General features: G+C 76.9%; 19 protein-coding genes and 1 pseudogene. 14 read left to right on the top strand and 6 right to left on the bottom strand.

Annotated features, from left to right (window positions below; all coding sequences use genetic code 11):
• Nucleotides 1–153 precede the first annotated feature (153 nt).
• The gene (locus ACQP2P_RS10250) at nucleotides 154–549 is read left to right on the top strand and encodes a DUF2267 domain-containing protein (RefSeq protein WP_433614992.1); all 396 of its coding nucleotides are present in this window, start codon (nucleotides 154–156) and stop codon (nucleotides 547–549) included.
• Here ACQP2P_RS10250 and ACQP2P_RS10245 read toward each other — a convergent pair.
• Both ACQP2P_RS10245 and ACQP2P_RS10240 read right to left on the bottom strand, forming a co-directional pair.
• On the bottom strand, nucleotides 546–1385 hold the full coding sequence (locus ACQP2P_RS10245; protein WP_433614990.1) for an NAD-dependent epimerase/dehydratase family protein: 840 nt from the start codon (nucleotides 1383–1385) through the stop codon (nucleotides 546–548). The genes ACQP2P_RS10250 and ACQP2P_RS10245 overlap by 4 nt on opposite strands.
• 78 nt (nucleotides 1386–1463) lie before the next feature.
• On the bottom strand, nucleotides 1464–2495 hold the full coding sequence (locus ACQP2P_RS10240) for an NAD-dependent epimerase/dehydratase family protein (RefSeq protein WP_433614989.1): 1032 nt from the start codon (nucleotides 2493–2495) through the stop codon (nucleotides 1464–1466).
• Between the two features lie 113 nt (nucleotides 2496–2608).
• On the opposite strand from ACQP2P_RS10240, the gene ACQP2P_RS10235 reads away from it, so the two are divergent.
• From ACQP2P_RS10235 to ACQP2P_RS10200, 8 genes are read left to right on the top strand one after another with little or no spacing between them, the layout of a single operon-like run.
• Nucleotides 2609–3268: a glycosyltransferase family 2 protein gene (locus ACQP2P_RS10235; protein ID WP_433614987.1), complete on the top strand. Its 660-nt coding sequence runs from the start codon at nucleotides 2609–2611 to the stop codon at nucleotides 3266–3268.
• Nucleotides 3265–3894 carry a TIGR04282 family arsenosugar biosynthesis glycosyltransferase gene (locus ACQP2P_RS10230; protein ID WP_433614985.1) on the top strand — a complete coding sequence of 210 codons (630 nt, stop codon included), beginning with the start codon at nucleotides 3265–3267 and terminating at the stop codon, nucleotides 3892–3894. The genes ACQP2P_RS10235 and ACQP2P_RS10230 overlap by 4 nt, the downstream gene beginning before the upstream one ends.
• A complete protein-coding gene (locus ACQP2P_RS10225) occupies nucleotides 3891–4544 on the top strand; it encodes a methyltransferase domain-containing protein (protein WP_433614983.1) in 654 nt (217 codons plus the stop codon). The genes ACQP2P_RS10230 and ACQP2P_RS10225 overlap by 4 nt, the downstream gene beginning before the upstream one ends.
• On the top strand, nucleotides 4520–5632 hold the full coding sequence (locus ACQP2P_RS10220) for a molybdopterin-dependent oxidoreductase (protein WP_433614982.1): 1113 nt from the start codon (nucleotides 4520–4522) through the stop codon (nucleotides 5630–5632). The genes ACQP2P_RS10225 and ACQP2P_RS10220 overlap by 25 nt, the downstream gene beginning before the upstream one ends.
• A complete protein-coding gene (locus tag ACQP2P_RS10215; RefSeq protein ID WP_433614981.1) occupies nucleotides 5629–6036 on the top strand; it encodes a hypothetical protein in 408 nt (135 codons plus the stop codon). The genes ACQP2P_RS10220 and ACQP2P_RS10215 overlap by 4 nt, the downstream gene beginning before the upstream one ends.
• Nucleotides 6033–7292 carry a glycosyltransferase 87 family protein gene (locus ACQP2P_RS10210; RefSeq protein WP_433614979.1) on the top strand — a complete coding sequence of 420 codons (1260 nt, stop codon included), beginning with the start codon at nucleotides 6033–6035 and terminating at the stop codon, nucleotides 7290–7292. The genes ACQP2P_RS10215 and ACQP2P_RS10210 overlap by 4 nt, the downstream gene beginning before the upstream one ends.
• Nucleotides 7293–7301: 9 nt before the next feature.
• Entirely contained in the window at nucleotides 7302–7586 is a 285-nt protein-coding gene (locus ACQP2P_RS10205) for a YciI family protein (RefSeq protein WP_433614977.1), read from the top strand.
• Between the two features lie 31 nt (nucleotides 7587–7617).
• Entirely contained in the window at nucleotides 7618–8463 is an 846-nt protein-coding gene (locus ACQP2P_RS10200) for an SWIM zinc finger family protein (RefSeq protein ID WP_433614975.1), read from the top strand.
• Here the strand turns inward: ACQP2P_RS10200 and ACQP2P_RS10195 are convergent.
• A complete protein-coding gene (locus ACQP2P_RS10195; RefSeq protein WP_433614973.1) occupies nucleotides 8366–8887 on the bottom strand; it encodes a hypothetical protein in 522 nt (173 codons plus the stop codon). The genes ACQP2P_RS10200 and ACQP2P_RS10195 overlap by 98 nt on opposite strands.
• Before the next feature lie 109 nt (nucleotides 8888–8996).
• On the opposite strand from ACQP2P_RS10195, the pseudogene ACQP2P_RS10190 reads away from it, so the two are divergent.
• From ACQP2P_RS10190 to ACQP2P_RS10180, 3 genes and pseudogenes are all read left to right on the top strand, one after another.
• A pseudogene (locus tag ACQP2P_RS10190) lies at nucleotides 8997–9668 on the top strand (ABC transporter ATP-binding protein); the annotation flags it as partial.
• A 50-nt stretch (nucleotides 9669–9718) separates the two neighbouring features.
• Nucleotides 9719–10735, top strand: coding sequence for an ABC transporter permease subunit (locus ACQP2P_RS10185; RefSeq protein ID WP_433614971.1), 1017 nt, complete (start codon nucleotides 9719–9721; stop codon nucleotides 10733–10735).
• A 78-nt stretch (nucleotides 10736–10813) separates the two neighbouring features.
• Nucleotides 10814–12136, top strand: coding sequence for a hypothetical protein (locus ACQP2P_RS10180; RefSeq protein WP_433614969.1), 1323 nt, complete (start codon nucleotides 10814–10816; stop codon nucleotides 12134–12136).
• An 87-nt stretch (nucleotides 12137–12223) separates the two neighbouring features.
• Here ACQP2P_RS10180 and ACQP2P_RS10175 read toward each other — a convergent pair whose 3' ends face one another.
• A complete protein-coding gene (locus ACQP2P_RS10175) occupies nucleotides 12224–12850 on the bottom strand; it encodes a hypothetical protein (RefSeq protein ID WP_433614967.1) in 627 nt (208 codons plus the stop codon).
• Nucleotides 12851–12954: 104 nt separating this feature from the next.
• Here ACQP2P_RS10175 and ACQP2P_RS10170 point away from each other — a divergent pair, with 104 nt between their 5' ends.
• Together ACQP2P_RS10170 and ACQP2P_RS10165 are read left to right on the top strand one after the other, a co-directional pair.
• Nucleotides 12955–13722 (top strand): DUF3105 domain-containing protein, encoded by a 768-nt coding sequence (locus tag ACQP2P_RS10170; RefSeq protein WP_433614965.1) that lies wholly within the window; start codon nucleotides 12955–12957, stop codon nucleotides 13720–13722.
• Nucleotides 13706–14617: a septum formation family protein gene (locus tag ACQP2P_RS10165; RefSeq protein WP_433614963.1), complete on the top strand. Its 912-nt coding sequence runs from the start codon at nucleotides 13706–13708 to the stop codon at nucleotides 14615–14617. The genes ACQP2P_RS10170 and ACQP2P_RS10165 overlap by 17 nt, the downstream gene beginning before the upstream one ends.
• Here the strand turns inward: ACQP2P_RS10165 and ACQP2P_RS10160 are convergent.
• Nucleotides 14591–15004, bottom strand: a complete 414-nt coding sequence (locus tag ACQP2P_RS10160) for a hypothetical protein (RefSeq protein WP_433614961.1) — start codon at nucleotides 15002–15004, stop codon at nucleotides 14591–14593. The genes ACQP2P_RS10165 and ACQP2P_RS10160 overlap by 27 nt on opposite strands.
• Nucleotides 15001–17892, bottom strand: a complete 2892-nt coding sequence (locus tag ACQP2P_RS10155; protein WP_433614959.1) for a DEAD/DEAH box helicase — start codon at nucleotides 17890–17892, stop codon at nucleotides 15001–15003. Before ACQP2P_RS10155 ends, ACQP2P_RS10160 begins: the two co-directional genes overlap by 4 nt.
• Nucleotides 17893–17925: the final 33 nt, after the last annotated feature.

Genomic DNA, 17925 nt, shown 5'->3' with positions numbered 1-17925 from the left:
TGAGCCTCCCAGGGAAGCGGGCTGCCTGTACCCCGCCATGCTGGGCGAGCACCGGGTGACCCGGTCCCACCCGGGCGGGATGACCACATTCACGTCCCGCCCGTCCCGCCCGAGTGATGGCCGCTCACCTCCGCGAAGGGCAGCGTTCGCGGCATGTACGAAGACGTGTTCATCGCGGAGGTACGCGACAAGACCGGCATCACCGATCCCGAACGCGCGCGCCGGGCCCTGCGCGGCGTGCTGCACGCCCTGGCCACCCGGCTGCCGGACGGCTGGGTGCACCACCTGGCCGCCGAGTTGCCGCCGACCCTGGCCGAGCCGCTGTGGTCCTTCCAGCACCTGTACGACCAGGAGGTCCACCTGGACTTTCTCGCCGACGTGTCCGCGCGCGCCGCGGTGCCGCCCGAGGAGGCCGAGCGCCTTGCCCGGGCGGTCTTCGCCACCGTGGCGAGCGCCTGCGACCCGGCCCTGCTCCGGCGGGTGTACCAGCCGCTGACCAGCGACGTGCTCGCGCTCACCGAGGCCGACGCGTCGCTGCTGCCCGCCTAGCCCGCGCGCAGCTCCTCGACCAGCGACGGGCCGCTCGGGGTCCAGCCGAGCTCGCGGGCCTTCGCGCCGGAGGCCTGCTGGTCGAGCAGCAGCGCGTCCGCGAACTGCTCGCCGAGCCGCGCGCGGGACTCGCCGGCCGTCTCCGGCGCGACGCCGGCCCCGCCCGCGGCCGCCTCGGCCAGCTCCCGCACGGTCGGGTTCACGCCGGAGGCGACGACCAGGCGGCCGAGGCCGGAGCCGCGCTCGAGGACCAGGCGGTACACGACCGCGACGTCGTCGACGTGCACGGTCGTCCAGTGCTGGGAGCCGTCGCCGACGAGCCGGACCCTCCCCCGCTCGTCGCGGGCGGGCGCGAGCACGCCGGCCGGGATGCCGCCGCCGCGGCCGTAGACGATGCCGGGCGCCACGATGCTCGTGGGCTGGTCCGCCTCGAGGACGGACCGCTCGACGGGCACCCGCCACGCGGTCAGGGCCGGCGGGGCGAGCGGCGAGTCCTCGGTGATGTCGGGGTTGTCGCCCCAGATCCAGATGCCGCTCGTGTGGACGTACGGCGTCCCCGCCCGCTTCGCCGCGGCGACGATCGCCTGGTCGAACTCGACGGTGTCGGGCCCGCCGGTGGCCGCGATGTGCGCGGCGGCGTCGCCCTCGGCGAAGCGGGCCGCGGTCCAGCCGGCGTCGAACAGATCCCCGACGGCCGGCTCGGCCCCGTGCTTGCGCGCCCTGTCCGCGGCCTCGTCGCTGCGCACCAGCGCGGTGACGGCGTGCCCGGCGGCGACGAGCTCCCGCACCACGGCCGACCCGATGTACCCGGTTCCCCCGGTCAACACGATTCTCATGGAAGCTCACGCTAGGCCGTGGGGCGCCGTCGCGCGCCGTGTCGTACGACTCGGAATAACGCGGTCGGGGACGGGGTTTCAGGCGCGCAGCGCGGCGGTGGCGAACTCACGCAGGCCCTCCGCGAGCCCGATCGCGGCCGTGAAGCCCAGCTCGCGCCGGGCCCGGGCCGCGGAGGCGACGACGTGGCGCACGTCCCCGGCCCGGAACTCACCGGTCACGACCGGCTCGGGGCCGCCGGCCGCGGTGGCCAGGCCCGCGGCCAGGTCGCCGATCGTCGTGGGCCGCCCCGAGGCGATGTTGTACGCCCGGAAGCCCGCCCGCCCGGTGGCCTCCACGGCCGCCAGGTTGGCCGCGGCGACGTCGGTGACGTGCACGAAGTCGCGGCGCTGCCCGCCGTCCTCGAACACGCGCGGCGCCCGCCCGGCCTGCAGCGCCGAGCGGAAGATCGCCGCCACGCCGCTGTAGGGCGTGTCGCGGGGCATGCCGGGGCCGTAGACGTTGTGGTAGCGCAGAGCGGCCACGGCCCCGCCCGCGCCGGCCGCCCACGCCGCGGCGAGGTGTTCCTGGGCCGTCTTCGTCGCCGCGTACACGCTGCGCGGCCGCAGCGGGGCGTCCTCGTCGACCTCGCCGGGCTCGAGCGCCGCGCCGCAGGCCGGGCAGCGCGCCTCGAAGCGCCCGGCGGCCAGGTCGGCGGGCGTGCGCTCGGCGGGCTGCGTCGCGCCGTGGCGCGGGCAGGCGTACGCGCCCTCGCCGTAGACCACCATCGAGCTGGCCAGCACCAGCCGGAGCACGCCGGCCCGGGCCATCCCGGCCAGCAGCACCGCGGTGCCGAGGTCGTTGCAGCCGGCGTACTCCGGCAGGTCCGCCAGGTCCACGCCCATGCCCACGAGCGCGGCCTGGTGCACCACGGCGTCGACGCCGGCCAGCGCCCCGGCGACGGCGGCCGCGTCGCGCACGTCCGCGCGCAGCAACGGCCCGCCCACCGGCTCCGTGCGGTGGGCCTTGGGGTGCAGCAGGTCCAGGACGGTGACGTCGTGGCCGGCCGCCCGCAGCGCGGCGACGACGTGGGTGCCGATGAACCCGGCGCCGCCGGTGACGAGGATGCGCATGCCGCGACGCTACGGGGGGCCCGGGCGCGGCGGCGGCCCGCGTTCGCGGTTCGTAATGGTCTGTCAGCGTCTCGTAAGACCTCGCGTCCAAGATCATCGGTACCGTCCGGACCATGCCCGTGATCGATGTCGTCCTGCCCTGCCTCAACGAGGCGGCCGCCCTGCCGTGGGTGCTGTCCCGGCTGCCGGCCGGTTTCCGCGCGATCGTGGCCGACAACGGCTCCGCCGACGGCTCCCCGCGGATCGCCGCGGCCCACGGCGCGACGGTCGTGCCCGCCGCCCCGCGCGGCTTCGGCGCGGCGGCCCACGCCGGGCTCTGCGCCGCGACCGCGGACGTCGTGTGTTTCATGGACGCCGACGGCTCGTTCGACCCCCGCCAGCTGCCCCGGGTCGCCGGCCCGGTCGCCGCCGGCGAGCACGACCTGCTGCTCGGCCGCCGCCGGCCCACCACCCGCGGCGCCTGGCCGCTGCACGGCCGTGCGGGCAACGCCGTGGTCGCGTGGCGCCTGCGGCGCACCGCCGGCATCCCCGTGCACGACCTCGGCCCGATGCGGGCCGCCCGCCGCGAGGCGCTGCTCGCGCTCGACCTGACCGACCGCCGCTTCGGCTACCCGCTGGAGATGATGGTGCGGGCCGCGGCCGCGGGCTGGCGGATCGCCGAGGTCGACGTGGACTACGCGCCCCGCGCCGCCGGCGGCCGCTCGAAGGTGACCGGCACCGTCCGCGGCACCCTGCGCGCCGTGCGCGACATGTCCCGGGTGCTCGCGTCGTGAACGTCCAGGTGCTGCTGCTGGCGAAGACGCCGGTGCCGGGGCGGGTGAAGACGCGCCTGTGTCCACCGTGGACGCCCGAGCAGGCCGCGTCCCTCGCCGCCGCGGCGATCGCCGACACCGCGGACGTGCTGAGCGCCACCCCGGCGATGGCCCGCACCCTCGTCGTCGACGGCGACCTGGCCGCGCCGCGCGGCTGGGGCCGGGTGCCGCAGCGCGGTGCCGGGCTCGGGCCGCGGCTCGCGGCCGCGTACGCCGACACCGCCCGCCCCGGCGTCGCCACCATCCTCGTCGGCATGGACACGCCGCAGCTGCGCGTCGGTCACCTCGTCGCCGCCACCGCGGGGCTGGCGACCGCGGACGCCGTGCTCGGCCCGGCCGAGGACGGCGGCTGGTGGCTGCTCGGTCTGCGCGACCCCGCCGCGGCCGAGGTGCTCGCGGACGTGCCGATGTCCGCGGCGGACACCGGCGAGCGGACGCGCGCGGCGCTGCGGGACCGGGGCCTCGCCGTGTCCACCACCGCGACGCTGCGGGACGTGGACACCGCGCCCGACGCGTTCGCGGCGGCGCGGGCGGCGCCCGGCGGCCGGTTCGCCCGCGCGCTGCTGATCGCCGAGGGGGCCCGGTGACGGCGCCCGTGGCGGTGTTCGGGGCGGCGCTGCGGCGCGCCGAGCGCGGCGAGCCGGCCGCGCTGCGGCTCGTCGGGCCCGACGGCACGGCCGTGCGGGCGCTGGACCCGCACGCGTGGCACGGCGAGGCGCGGCCGGGCGACGGCGCGCTCGTGGCCAAGTGCCCGGACGGGACCGTCGACCTCGGCTGCGGGCCGGGCCGGCTCACCGGGGCCCTTGCCGCGAGCGGGCGGCGGGTGCTGGGCGTCGACGTGAGCCCGCAGGCGGTGCGCTACGCCCGCCGCCACGGCGCCCCCGTGCTGCGCCAGGACCTGTTCCGCCCGCTGCCGGGCGAGGGCGGCTGGCCCGGCGCCCTGCTCGCCGACGGCAACATCGGCATCGGCGGTGACCCGGTCCGCCTGCTGCGCCGCTGCCGCCGGCTGGTAGGCCCGGGCGGGACGGTGCTCGTGGAGGTCGACCCGCCGGGCGCCGGCAGCTGGAGCGGCCCGGTCGCGCTGGCCGACGAGCGCCGCGGCGGCCGCACGAGCGCCCCGTTCGCGTGGGCGTTCGTGGCCGCCGACGACCTCGCCGCGCCGGCCGGAGCCGCCGCGCTGGAGCTGGTCGAGACGTGGACGGAGGCCGGCCGATGGTTCGCCCGCCTGCGTGGCTGACCCGGCCGGGCGGCGTGCGCGGCCCCCGGCTGACCGTGCACCTCGGGGCCTGGCTGGGCATCGCGTTCACGATCTGCCTCGTCACCGGGGTGCTGAGCCACTACGTCCAGCACCCGCCGGGCTGGTGGCACTGGCCGGCGCGGCCCGTGCAGCTGTACCGCATCACCCAGGGCCTGCACGTGGCGAGCGGGCTGGCGGCGGTACCCCTGCTGACCGCCAAGATCTGGTCGGTCTTCCCGAAGCTCTTCGCCTGGCCGCCGGTGCGCGGCCTCGGGCACGCCCTGGAGCGCGGGGCGGTCGGCCTGCTCTCCGCCGCGGCCGTCTTCGAGCTCGTGACGGGGGTGCTCAACATCGCGTACTGGTACTCGCTCATGCCCTTCGGCTTCATCGGCGCCCACTACTGGACCGCGTGGATCCTCGCCGGAGCGCTGCTGCTGCACCTGGCCGCGAAGCTCCCGGTGATCCGCGACGCCCGGCGGCCCGAGCCGGCCGGCGACGGCGGCTGGACGCGGCGCGGCGTGCTGGCGCTCACCGGCACCGCGGCCGGGGCGATCACGCTCGCGACCGCGGGGCAGACCGTGGCCCCGCTGCGCCGCGTCTCGCTGCTCGCCCCGCGGCTGCCCGGCGTCGGGCCGCAGGGCGTGCCGGTGAACAAGACCGCCGCCGCGGCCGGGATCGTGCGGGTCGGCGAGTCCTACCGCCTGCTCGTCACCGGCCCCGCCGGGCGCCACGCGCTGAGCCTCGCCGACCTGCTCGCCCTGCCCCAGGCCGAGGCCGAGCTGCCGATCGCGTGCGTCGAGGGCTGGAGCGCGGGCGCCGTCTGGTCCGGGGTGCGCGTGGCCGACCTGCTGCGGCTCGTCGGCGCGGCCGGGACGGACCGGCCGGTCACCGTCGAGTCGCTGCAGGCGGACGGGCCCTACCGCGCGTCGGTCCTCGAGCCCGGCTCGGCCCGCGACCCGCTGACCCTGCTCGCCCTGCGCCTCGGCGGGGAGCCGCTGCACCTCGACCACGGCTACCCGTGCCGGCTCATCGCCCCGAACCGGCCCGGCGTGCTGCAGACCAAGTGGGTCGCGCGGGTGATCGCATGAGGGTGCTCCTCGCCCTGGCCGGCCTGGCCCTGCTCGGCTACGGGGTCGCCGGCTGGCTCGACGCCCCCGGCCACGAGCTGTGGGGCCGGCTCCTCTTCGCCGCGGCCGCGCTCGTGGCGCACGACTTCGTGGTCGTACCGCTGGTGCTCGCCACCGCCGCCCTGACCACCCGGTTCGTGCCCGAGCCGGCCCGGCGCCCGGTCCAGGCCGCCCTCGCGGTCGGCGCGGCCCTGACCGCGGTCGCGCTCCCGTTCGTCATCGGCGCGGGCCGCATCGCCGACAACCCCTCCGCGTTCCCCCAGCACTACGGCCGCGGCCTGCTGATCCTGCTCGCGCTCGCCGGGCTGGGCGCGGCCGTCTGGACCGCCGCGCGCCTGGCGCGCGGGCGGCGCCGGAAGCCGTGAGGCGGACCGCCGCCGCCGCGGCCGCCCTGGCCCTGCTGCTCGGCGCGCTGCTGCTGCCCGGGCGCTGGTACCTGCTGGCCTGGCTGCCCTTCGCGGCGGGCGCCTGGCTCGTCGCGCGCACCGGCCGCCGGGCCGCGCTCGTCCTCGTGCTGCTCGGCGGCGCCCTGCTGCCCCTGGCCGCGGCCGCCCACCCGCCGAACAGCAGCGACGACGTGTACCGCTACCTCTGGGACGGCCGCGTGCAGCGCGCCGGCATCGACCCGTACCGCCACCCGCCCGCCGCCGCGCCCCTGCGCCCCCTGCGCGAGGACACCCTGTGGCACCCGGGGGCGCCCTGGTGCGTGCCCGACGGCTGCACCCTCATCAACCGCCCGTCCGTGCCGACCATCTACCCGCCGGTGGCGGAGGCCCTCTTCGCCGCGCTCCCGGCCCGGGTCGGCGCCTTCCAGCTGGCGATGGCCGCCTTCGCCGCCGCGACCGGCGCGCTGCTGTGGTTCGCGCTGGCCTCCCTCGGCCGCGACCCGCGCGGCGCGGTGCTGTGGGCCTGGTGCCCGCTCGTGGCCCTGGAGGCCGGCAACAACGCGCACGCCGACGCGGCCGCGGTGTTCCTGGCCGCCCTCGCGCTCCTGCTCGCCGCGCGCGGCTCGAACGCCCGCGCGGGCGCGGTGCTGGGGCTCGCGATCGCCACCAAGCTCACCCCGGCCCTGCTGGTCCCGGCCCTGTCGCGGCGCCGCCCGCTCGTCGTGCTCGCGTCCGCGGCCGGCGCGGTCGCGGCCGTCTACCTCCCCCACGTGCTCGCCGTCGGGCCCGCGGTGCTCGGGTACCTGCCCGGCTACCTGCACGAGGAGGGCTACGCCGACGGCGCGCGCTTCGCCCTGCTCGGCCTGGTCCTGCCCCGCGCGCTCACCGCGCCGGCGGCCGCCCTGATCCTCGTCGTGGCCGCGGTGCTGGTGCGGCGGCGCGCCGACCCGGGCCGGCCGTGGCGGGCCGGGGCCGCGATGGTCGCGGTGACGCTGCTCGTGGCCGCCCCCGCCTACCCGTGGTACGCGCTGCTGCTGGTCATGCTCGTGGCGTACGGGGCGCCGGCCGAGTGGCTCACCGTCGCCGCGGCCGCGTACCTCCCCCAGTTCGCCGGCGATCTCGGCCTGTCCACCGCGACCGCGCAGCGGATCGGCTACGGCGCGGCCCTGCTGGTGGTCGCGACCGGCCTGGCGCTGCGCTCGCGCAGGTCACAGCGGCCGGCCCGGGCTGGGTAGACTCCCGGCATGTTCGTCATCACGCTGCGGTACACCGCCGGGCTCGACCGGATCGACGAGGCCCGCCAGGCCCACACCGACTGGGTCGACGGGCAGTACGACGCGGGCGTGTTCGTCGCCTCCGGCGCCATGGTGCCCCGCGAGGGCGGCGTGATCCTGGCCACCGGGCTGGAGCGCTCCGAGCTGGAGGCCCGCCTCGCGCTGGACCCGTTCCGGCAGCAGGGGCTGGCGGAGTACACCGTCGTGGAGTTCACCCCGCGCCGGGTCGCCGCCGGGCTGGAGCGTCTGCGGTGAGCGGCCGCCGGAGCGCGGCCGAGGCGCCGGCGTGACGACGCCGGAGTACTGGGGGGCCCGGACCGTCCGCGTCGAGGGCGGCATCCGGGCCCGCAGCACGCGCGGGGCGATCGGCGAGAGCTGGTGGTCCAAGCGCTTCCTGGCCGTGCTGGAGTCCTTCGCGCTCGGCACCCGGCTGACCCGCGGCCGCAACTACGCCCGCGCCGGGCAGGTGCTGCGCCTCGACGTGGCGCCCGGCACGGTGACCGCGAGCGTGCAGGGCTCGCGGCCCCGGCCCTACGAGGTGAGCATCGGCCTCGCCGTCTTCGGCGACGCGGTGTGGGCCGGCGTCGAGCGGGCCCTGGCCGCCGAGGCGCTCGGCGCGGCCAAGCTGCTGGCCGGCGAGCTGCCGCCGCACGTCGAGGACGTCTTCCTGGCCGCGGGCGCGCCGCTGTTCCCGGCCCGCTTCGCCGACCTGACCATGCGCTGCAGCTGCCCGGACCAGGCGGTGCCGTGCAAGCACCTGGCGGCCGCGTGCTTCCTGCTCGCCGAGCGCTTCGACGCCGACCCGTTCGACATCCTGCTCTGGCGCGGCCGTGGCCGGGCCGACCTGCTGGCCGCGCTGCGCACCCTGCGCGGCGGCGGTCCCGCCGAGACGGACGAGCCCGAGCCGGTCCCCGCCGAGGTCGCGTCCCCCATCGGTACGGCCGGTGCGCTGGCCGCCCTCGCCGAGCCGGACGTGGAGATCGAGCGCTTCTGGCTGTCCCCGGTCCCGCTGACCGGCCCGCCGCCGTCGCACGTCACCGAGCGCGATCTTCTGCTGCGTCAGCTCCCGGCCCCGCCCGCGGAGCTCGGCGGCCCGCAGACGCTGCGCCGCCTGCGCCGCTGGTACCGCTGACCCGCGCCACGACGCCGGCGGCGAACCCCAGCACCCAGGCGGCCGCGTTGACGACGGTGACGGCGGTGAACCCGTCGTCGTCCGGCAGCGCCGTCGCCCACGTCGCCGCCACCACGGCCAGGCCCCCGGCGGGCACCAGCCGCGCGCCCCGGGCGACGGCCCGGGCGGTGAGGACCGCGAGGGCCAGGGCCGCGGCCGGGCCCGGCTCCTGCGGCTGATCGGCCACCCCCGCGGCGACGGCGGCGGCCGGGGCGACCGCGAGCGCCGCCCAGCCCCGGCGCAGCAGGACGAGCGCGAGGACGGCCGCGCCGCAGACGGTGTCGAGCAGCCAGTACGTGCCGCCCCAGCTGTTCGCGAGCATGACGGCGGTGACGGCCAGGGCCGCGGCGCCGGCCGCGGCGAGGGCGAGGTCGATGAGCTTCATGCCCCCCGACGCTAGGAAGGGCGCGGCCACCGCGAACCGGCCGAAAGCACGATCGCGCCCCTGCTTCGGCACGATGTCCGGGCGCCCGCCGCGGCCGAGGATTCGACGCATGGCGAGATCTCATGCGGTACTGCGGGCGGCCGCGCTGGACAAGCGCTACGGCCGCCGGAGCGCGCTGAGCGGCGTCGACCTCGACGTCCCGGCGCGGCGGATCATCGGGCTGGTCGGGCCCAACGGCGCCGGGAAGTCGACGCTGCTGCAACTGGCGTGCGGGCTCATCGAGCCGAGCGCGGGGACGCTGACGGTGCTCGGCGCCCGGCCCGCGGCCGGCCCGGCGCACCTGGCGCGGGTCGGGTTCGTGGCGCAGGACGCGCCCGTCTACGGCGGCCTGACCGTCGCCGAGCACCTGCGCATGGGCGCGCGGATGAACCCCGGCTGGGACGATGCCCTGGCGCGGCACCGGATCGGGCAGGCCGGGCTGCCGCTGAGCCAGAAGGCGGGGCGGCTCTCCGGCGGCCAGCGGGCCCAGCTGGCCCTGACCCTGGCCGCGGCCAAGCGCCCCGAGCTGCTCATCCTCGACGAGCCGGCGGCCGCCCTGGACCCGCTGGCCCGCGACGGCTTCCTGCGCGGCCTGCTCGAGTCCGTCGCCGAGCTCGGCGCCGCCGCGATCCTCAGCTCCCACCTGCTCGCCGACGTCGAGCGGGTCTGCGACTACCTCGTCGTGCTGGCCGGCGGCCGGGTGCGGCTGGCCGGGGACGTGCGCGAGCTGCGCGCGAACCACGGCGCGTCGCTGGAGGACCTGGTGCTCACCGCGCTGCGGGAGGTCGCGGCATGCTCTGGGTGAGCTGGCGGTTGTTCCGCGCGCAGGCGATCGCCGGCGTCCTCGTGCTGGGGGCCCTGGCGGCGTACCTCGTGATCACCGGCCTCGACATCCGCGCCGCGCGCGACGGGTACTCGGCGCAGTGCCGGGCCACCGGGGACTGCGCCGCCGCGATGGTCCGCCTCGCCGGTGACTACCGCACCCGGCTGCTCCTGCTCGCCGGCGTGCTCGGCCTCGTCCCGGTGCTGATCGGCATGTTCTGGGGCGCCCCGCTCATCGCCCGCGAGCTGGAGGCGGGCACCCACCGGCTGGCCTGGAACCAGAGCGTGACCCGGCGCCGCTGGCTGGCCGTGCGCCTCGGCACGGTGATCCTCGCCGCCGTGCTCGTCGCCGCGGCCGCGAGCGCCCTGCTGAGCTGGGCCGCGTCGCCGGTGGACGCGATCGCCGGCGACCGCTTCGGCACCGTCAACTTCGGCGCCCGGGCCTTGTCGCCGATCGGCCAGGCCGCGTTCGCGACGGTCCTCGGCGCGGCGACGGGCCTGCTGCTGCGCCGGACCCTGCCCGCGATGGCGGCCACCGGCCTGCTGGTGCTGGTCGTGCTCTTCGCGATGCCCAACGCGATCCGCCCGCACCTGATGCCGGCCCGCCACGAGACCCTCCCGATGACGGTGGAGGCGATCGACGCCGCCCACGGCCTCGGCACGCTGGGCAGCGCCCCGGTCCTGAAGGGCATCGAGCTGCCCGGCGTGTGGGTGACGTCGGTGAGCGAGCTGCGGACCGCCGACGGCCGCTCCCTGGACCCGAAGGTCTTCGACGACTGCCTGATGCGGGCCCCGAAGACGGGCGCGACGGGCACCTTCGGCGACGCCTCGGTGTGCCTGGCCGCCCGCGACCTGCACCTGGACGTCGCCTACCAGCCCAATGGGCGCTTCTGGACCTTCCAGTGCCTGGAGACGGCCCTGTACCTGCTCCTGACCGCCCTGGCCGGCGCCCTGTCCCTGTGGAGGGTCCGGCACACCTCCCGCTGACCCCGTCAGCCACGCCGCCCGGTCGCCGGGTGGCAACGCCTCGGCCCGGGATCGGCTCGCTACGGCTACCATTGCGCGGTGAATGCGTGGGATCAGGTCGAGGTGCTGCGGTTTCCCGGACGGGAGTTCGACCCCGCGACGGGGGTGGCGCGCTTCCACTATGCGCTCGGTGACCTCGTCCTGACCGAGACCGTCGACTTCGGGCCGCCCTCCGTCGGGTCCCCGGCCCTCGACCGGGTGCTCGACCTGCTCTACGTGGCCGCGTCCACCTCCTACTACAAGATCGCCGCGCCGCGCCGGGTCGAGCTCGGGGACCTCGCGCTCGCCGAGGGTGCGCTGCCGTGGGTGCGCGCCTTGTACCACGAGGGCCTGGGCGAGTTCGCCTACCGCAACAAGCTCGAATACGTCCTCGACCTGCCCATCGACGCCGGGCGCACCGCGGCCGGCCCGGGCTGGGAGCACACCCCGGACGGCCCGCCGCTCGCCGCCGTCGGCGGGGGCAAGGACTCGATCGTGTCGATGGAGGCGCTGCAGCTGGCCGGGCTCGACCCGGTGCTCTTCTCCGTCAACCCGAACGCGATCATCACCAGCGTCATGGCGGTCTCGCCGCAGCCGGTGCGCACGGTGCGGCGCCGGCTCGATCCGCGCATGCGGGAGCTGAACGAGGCGGGGGCGTACAACGGCCACATCCCCGTGACGGCGATCAACTCGCTGATCGCCGTCGCCACCTCGGTCATGCACGGGCTCGGGCCGGTCGTGATGTCCAACGAGAGCTCGGCCTCGGTGCCGAACCTCAGCTGGCTCGGGCGGGACATCAACCACCAGTGGTCCAAGGGCCTGCCCGCCGAGCGGCACCTGCGCGACGCGCTGCTGGCCCACGCCGGCCTGCGGGATGCCTACTTCTCGCTCCTGCGCGGCCTGTCGGAGCTGCACATCGCCGGGCTGTTCGCCAAGTTCACCACCTACGACGAGGTGGTGACGAGCTGCAACGCGGCCTTCAAGCTGCGCGACGCGAGCGAGCGCTGGTGCGGGCACTGCCCGAAGTGCCGGTTCGTCTTCCTGGCCCTCGCCCCGTTCACCGGGCGCGAGCGGCTGGTGCACATCTTCGGCACCGACGTGTTCACGGACCTGTCGCAGCTGGAGGGGTACCGCGAGCTGATGGGCCTCACCGCGCACAAGCCGTTCGAGTGCGTCGGCGAGATCGAGGAGTCGCTGGTCGCCCTGCGGATGCTGACCGAGCACCCCGACTGGCACGACGCGCCGATCGTGGCCGCCCTCGCCGCGGAGGTGCCGGCGCTGCCCTCCGACGCCGAGGTCGAGGCGGCCTTCAAGGGCGACGCCCCGAACGTGGTGCCGCCGCGCTACCTCGACGCGCTCACCGCGCTGGGCTCGCCGCGCTGACCGCGGCCCGGATCGCCGGGCTGGGCTCCGCGCTGACCGTGGCCCGGCTCACCGCGCCGGGCTCGCCGCGCTGACGATTGGCCCGGCTCACCGCGCCGGGCTCGCCGCGCTGATCGTGGCCCGGATCGCCGCGATGATCCGCGGGATCTCGCGCCGCTCCAGCTGCGTCCAGCTGTCCCCGTAGGGCGCGTCGCGCACCAGCGTGGCCAGCCCGTCGGCCACCTTGCAGCGCGCGACGGCCCGGGCGACCATCGCGACCGGATACCCGCCGGCGGGCCGCGCGAGCAGCCCGGTCGTCCACTCGCGGGTCTCCGGGATCTCCTGCATCTCGGTCCACTCGAAGCGCCCGATCACCCACAGCGCCCCGACCTCGATCTCGTCGATCTCCTCCCGCGCCCGGCCGAAGCGCTGCTTCACGAACCGCGAGTGCCGCTCGACCACGGGGATCGGCGCGATCCCGGCCGCGTAGAGGTCCATCGCCGCCTGCCCGGACGTGACCCAGGTGCGCTCGGTCGCGGCCCGCGCGTCGGCGCGCGCGTCCGAGCCGCCGGCCACCCGGGCGCGGCGCTCGAGGCACTGGATGCACAGCGCCGTGTGCCCCTCGCCGGTCACCTCGTTGTGCGCCTGGTGCGACATGCAGAACGCGCGGCCGCACTCCCGGCACCGGCCGATCGCGAGCACGGCGCATCCATCGATCGCACACTCTGCCGCCATGCGGCCGACCATATCGCGCCGCATCCACCCCCGCATCGGACGACCGCCGCGGCCCGAGCGCATGACCCGGGTCGCGGTCAGGGCATTCCGGTAATCTCGGCGGCATGACGGGCCCCTTCCCCGAGCCGCCCCCGGCGAGCCCCCACCCGCCGCCCCACGCCGCCGGGCCTGCGCCGCACCCTGCCGGGCCCGCACCCTACGCCCCTGCCGGGCCCGCGCCCTACGCCCCTGCCGGGCAGCCGCCCTACGCCCCCGCGCCGCCGGCCTTCGCCCCCGCGCCGCCGCCGAAGGGCAACCGCGGGCTGGTCATCGCCGTCGTGAGCGTCGCCGGGGTGCTCGCGCTGCTCTGCGCGGCCGGGGCCATCGGGGCGTTCTGGCTCGTCAACCGCGCCGACGGCGGGAAGCGCGACGGCGGCGACATCGCCGGGCTCATCGACTACCGGCTCACCCACCCCGACTGGCTCGAGCGCGACCACCTGCCGGCCGACGTAACGCCGTCGTACCAGATGGTGCCGGCCGCGGGCGGCAAGCACTTCGGGATCTGGCAGCGCTGCGCCGGGGACGTCTACGACAAGCCGGTCATCGAGGGCCGCGCGGTGCACAGCCTCGAGCACGGGGCGGTCTGGATCACCTACCGCCCGGGCCTGGCCAAGGGCGACGTCGACCGGCTCGCCGGCAAGGTGCGCAACAACGACTTCATGCTCATGAGCCCGTACGAGGGGCAGCCCAGCCCGGTCTCGCTGCAGGCCTGGGGCTATCAGCTGCGGGTCGACAAGGCCGACGACCCTCGGGTGGACGCGTTCGTCAAGCGGTTCCGCGAGACCGCCAGCCTCGAGCCGGGGACCCCCTGCAGCAATGGCCTCGCGGAGTAGGCGGCTGCCGTTCCTGCTGGCCGTCGTCCTCGCGACGGCGGCCTGCGGCGCGCCCGCGGGCGCCGACGGCGACCTGGTGAACGGGTGGGCGATGCTGCCCGCGGCCCGGTACGTCGCGCCCGTGGCCGGGCAGTGCCTGGCGCCCGGCCCGTTCAGCGCGTTCGAGCAGCCGAGCGCCGCGGTGCTCACCGGGATCGACTGCGCCGAGCAGCACAGCGTCGAGGTGGTCGCGACCGGCACGGTGGCGGCGGACGCACTGCCGGCGTGGGACTCCGATCCGGTCCGGGCCGCGTACGCCGCGTGCGACCGGGCCGCCGGCGACTACGCCGGCGGCGACTGGCACACCGGCCGGCTCTTGCCGTTCCTGTCCCTGCCGAGCGGGCCGGCGTGGGCGGGCGGGGTCCGCACCTGGGTGTGCGGGCTCGCCGAGGCCGCCGACGACCTGTTCGCGCCGAAGCCGCGCACGGGCTCGCTGCGGGGAGGGCTCAAGGACCCGAGGCCGCTCGCGCTGTCGTGCGCGGCCCTCGACGGCGGGGACCTCACGCCGGACGGGTTCTACCGCAGCGTCGACGCGGTCACGCCGGTGAGCTGCACCGACCCGCACGACACCGAGTTCGTCGGGGTGTGGGCGGCCCCGGCGGGGGCGTTCCCGGCCGACGCGCAGGCGCTCAACGCGACCGTGAGCAAGGCCTGCTTCACCGAGGTGGCGGCGTTCATGGGGCTCAGTGCGCTGCAGCTGTACCAGCGCAAGGACGTCTACACCTTCTGGGACGGCCTCACGAGGTCCCAGTGGCAGCTGGGCGACCGCACCGCGCACTGCTTCCTGAACGTCTCGACCGCGAAGATCCTGCACTCGTCGCTCAAGGGGCTAGGCACCGAGCCCCTCCCGGCCTAGCACGACGTCCAGCACGGCGCCGGGGTGGGCGGAGGGCGACTCGGCCAGCCGGGTCACCTCGATCGTCGCGGCCTCGGGCCGGCCCACGGCGGCGGCCAGCCGGATGCGCACGGGCGCCTGGCCCTCGGCCGGCAGGCCGCCGCGGAACACCTTGACCAGGGCGGCGAACGCCCGCGGCTCGTTGACGCCGGCCGGGAACACCACGAGCGCCCCGTCGCCGAGCATCTGCAGGTGTACCGCCAGGAAGTCGATCCCCGCCCGGGCGGCCGCCTGCTCGATCGCCCCGTGCAGGCGCCAGTGCAGCTCGGTGCGCGTAGGCGCCGGGGTGTCCGCGACGAGCGCGACGAACGCGCACAGGCGCCTGGCCTCGGCTAAGCCGTCGCTCATGCCGGCACCGCCGCGGCGGGGTCGAGGGTGAGCAGGTCGCGCAGGTCGGCGGTGGACAGCTCGGTCAGCCAGCCCTCGCCGGTGCCGACGATCTGCTTGGCCAGGCCGCGCTTGCCGGCGATGAGCTCGGCGATCTTCTCCTCGACCGTGCCGGCGGTGACGAACTTGCGCACCTGCACCGCGCGGCGCTGGCCGATGCGGAAGGCGCGGTCGGTCGCCTGGTCCTCCACCGCCGGGTTCCACCAGCGGTCGACGTGGATCACGTGGTTGGCCGCGGTGAGGGTCAGGCCGGTGCCGCCCGCCTTGAGGGAGAGCACGAACAGCGGCGGCGAGGACGGCGACGCCTCCTGGAAGCGGGCCACGAGCGCGTCGCGGGCCGCCTTGGGCACGCCGCCGTGCAGGAACGCGACCTCGCGGCCGAAGCGGGCGGAGAGCTCGGCGCGCAGCATGCCGCCGAACTCGGCGTACTGGGTGAAGATCAGCGCCCGCTCCCCCGCGGCGAGGATCTCCTCGGCCAGCTCCTCGAGCCGGGCGAGCTTGCCGCTGCGGCCGGGCAGGCGGCTGCCGTCGCGCAGGGCCAGGGCCGGGTGGTCGCAGATCTGCTTGAGCCGGGTCATGGTCGCCAGCACCAGCCCGCGGCGCTCGATGCCCTGGCTGCTCTCGATGCGGGCCAGCATGTCGTCGACGACGGCCTGGTAGAGGCTGGCCTGCTCTGGGGTGAGGCTGCAGACCACGTACATCTCCAGCTTCTCGGGCAGGTCCGAGATGATCGTGCGGTCGGTCTTCACCCGGCGCAGCACGAACGGCTGGGTGATCCGCCGCAGCCGGGCGGCGGCCTCGGCGTCGCCGTCGCGCTCGATGGGCTCGGCGAAGCGCTCCTTGAACTTCGTCGCGCTGCCCAGCAGGCCCGGGTTGGCGAACTCCATGATCGACCACAGGTCGGCGAGGCGGTTCTCGACCGGCGTGCCGGTGACGGCGATGCGGTGCCGGGCGGGCAGCCGGCGTACCGCCGCCGCCTGCTTGGTCGCGGCGTTCTTGACGGCCTGGGCCTCGTCGAGCACGACCCGGTGCCACGGCACGGCGGCGAGCGCGTCGGCGTCGCGGGTCGCCACCGAGTAGGTGGTCACGACGACGTCGAAGTCCGCCGGGTCCAGCGCCCGCGCCCGGTCGGCGCCGTGGTGGACGTGCACCCGCAGCTCCGGCGCGAACTTCGCCGCCTCCCGCTGCCAGTTGCCGACGAGCGACATCGGGCAGACCAGCAGCGTCGGGCCGGACGCGGCCCCGGCCAGCAGGGCGAGCAGCTGGACGGTCTTGCCCAGGCCCATGTCGTCGGCCAGGATGCCGCCGAGCCCGGCGGCCTCGAGGAAGCGCAGCCAGTTCAGCCCGCGTCGCTGGTACGGCCGCAGCTGCCCCCGGAACCCGCCGGGCACGTCGCCGTCGCCGACGCGCAGCTCGGCCTCGCCGCTGAGCAGGTCGCCGAGCCAGCCGTCGGCGGCGACCTCGACCACGGGCAGCCCGCCGGGCCCCTCCGCGGCGCCGCCGGCCAGGTGCAGCAGGTCGGCGACGGTCATCGCCTCCTGCTCGCGGTGGCGCTCGATGAAGGAGAGGCCCTCGGCGAGCCGGCGGGGGTCGAGCTCGACCCACTGGCCGCGGAGCCGGATCAGCGGGGCCTTGAGCTCGCTGAGCCGGCGCAGCTCGTCCTCGCTGAGCGGCTCGTCGCCGATCGCGAGCTCCCAGCGGTAGTCCACGACCGCGCCGAGGCCGAGGCCGCTGTCGGTGGCGACCGTGCCCGGTGCGGTACCGCCGCCGCCGTCCTTGATCTTCAAGCGGGCGCCCAGGCGGGCCGAGGCCTTGCGCCACCAGCCCGGGAGCACGACGCCGAAGCCGGCCGCGGCCAGCAGCGGGGCGTGCTCGCTGAGCAGGCGATGGGCGCCGTCGGTGTCGAGGCGCAGTGCCACCGGGCGGGCCTCGCGCAGGGCGTCCTCGAGCGCCGGGTACAGCCGGCTGGCCCGCCCGAGCTCGGCCAGCAGCGTCTCCTGCGGGGCGGGGATGTGCCGCTGCAGCGCCTTGAGCGCACCGCGGGAGCGCCACACCCGCTCGGCCGCGACGACGAGGGTGGGCTCGTCGGCGGCCTGCAGCGCGAACTCGAGCGTCCAGTGCGGGTCGGGCGCGGGCTCCTCCCCGGCCTCGGGCTCCGGCGGCTCGACCAGCCGGAAGCAGGCCCGCACCGAGCCGCCGACGGCGTCGGCCTCCCAGGCGGCGAGGCGCTCGGCGAGGGCCGGCGGCACGTCCCCCGGCAGCCGGCGATCCCGGCCGGTCAGGGCCGTGAGCCAGCCGATGCCGTCCTCCCGCTGCGGCCGGGCGGCCGCGTCGACGAATGCGTCCAGCGCCTCGGCGACGGCGGCGGCCCGGGTCACGCCGGGCGTGGCGGCGAGGGCGGCGGAGGGCAGGGCCAGGGCCAGGGCGCGGGCGTGCGCGGCGTCGCGGCCGGTGAGCACCGGCGCCCAGCGGGCCTGCTCCCCCACGATCGCGGGCAGCATCCGGCCGCGGGCGACCAGCGTGGCCGCGAACCCGGCCAGGCTCACGAACCACTCGGTGGACTGGGCCAGCGCGATGTCCTCGCCCGCCAGAGCGGGCAGCCCGCGCAGCAGGCCGAGGGCGTCGTCCGGCTCGTACTCGACGGTCGCCACCGGCCAGGGCCGCAGCCGCGCCCCGGCGGTGACGGCCGGCCAGGGCTCGGGCCGACGGTCGCGGGTCGGCAGATGCAGGGTGCGTTCGGCCGCGATGCCGGTGTCGCCGTCGAGGTTGAGGCCCGCGAGCGCCCGGCCGGCCTCCTCGGCCCACAGGCCGACCCGGCCTTCCACCCAGAGCGCATGGACCACGAGCACCGGTGCAGCGTAGTGGAGTCCCAGCGTATCGAC

The organism is Dactylosporangium sp. CA-139114 (genome assembly GCF_050955725.1).
Lineage (GTDB): Bacteria > Actinomycetota > Actinomycetes > Mycobacteriales > Micromonosporaceae > Dactylosporangium.
This window is presented reverse-complemented; position numbering and strand designations above follow the sequence as displayed.

Bases quoted from the DNA above. Each gene is read 5' to 3' on its own strand.
- ACQP2P_RS10250 (WP_433614992.1), top strand. From the start codon at position 154: ATGTACGAAGACGTGTTCATCGCGGAGGTACGCGACAAGACCGGCATC.
- ACQP2P_RS10245 (WP_433614990.1), bottom strand. From the start codon at position 1,385: ATGAGAATCGTGTTGACCGGGGGAACCGGGTACATCGGGTCGGCCGTG.
- ACQP2P_RS10240 (WP_433614989.1), bottom strand. From the start codon at position 2,495: ATGCGCATCCTCGTCACCGGCGGCGCCGGGTTCATCGGCACCCACGTC.
- ACQP2P_RS10235 (WP_433614987.1), top strand. From the start codon at position 2,609: ATGCCCGTGATCGATGTCGTCCTGCCCTGCCTCAACGAGGCGGCCGCC.
- ACQP2P_RS10220 (WP_433614982.1), top strand. From the start codon at position 4,520: ATGGTTCGCCCGCCTGCGTGGCTGACCCGGCCGGGCGGCGTGCGCGGC.
- ACQP2P_RS10215 (WP_433614981.1), top strand. From the start codon at position 5,629: ATGAGGGTGCTCCTCGCCCTGGCCGGCCTGGCCCTGCTCGGCTACGGG.
- ACQP2P_RS10205 (WP_433614977.1), top strand. From the start codon at position 7,302: ATGTTCGTCATCACGCTGCGGTACACCGCCGGGCTCGACCGGATCGAC.
- ACQP2P_RS10195 (WP_433614973.1), bottom strand. From the start codon at position 8,887: ATGAAGCTCATCGACCTCGCCCTCGCCGCGGCCGGCGCCGCGGCCCTG.
- ACQP2P_RS10185 (WP_433614971.1), top strand. From the start codon at position 9,719: ATGCTCTGGGTGAGCTGGCGGTTGTTCCGCGCGCAGGCGATCGCCGGC.
- ACQP2P_RS10175 (WP_433614967.1), bottom strand. From the start codon at position 12,850: ATGGCGGCAGAGTGTGCGATCGATGGATGCGCCGTGCTCGCGATCGGC.
- ACQP2P_RS10170 (WP_433614965.1), top strand. From the start codon at position 12,955: ATGACGGGCCCCTTCCCCGAGCCGCCCCCGGCGAGCCCCCACCCGCCG.
- ACQP2P_RS10165 (WP_433614963.1), top strand. From the start codon at position 13,706: ATGGCCTCGCGGAGTAGGCGGCTGCCGTTCCTGCTGGCCGTCGTCCTC.
- ACQP2P_RS10160 (WP_433614961.1), bottom strand. From the start codon at position 15,004: ATGAGCGACGGCTTAGCCGAGGCCAGGCGCCTGTGCGCGTTCGTCGCG.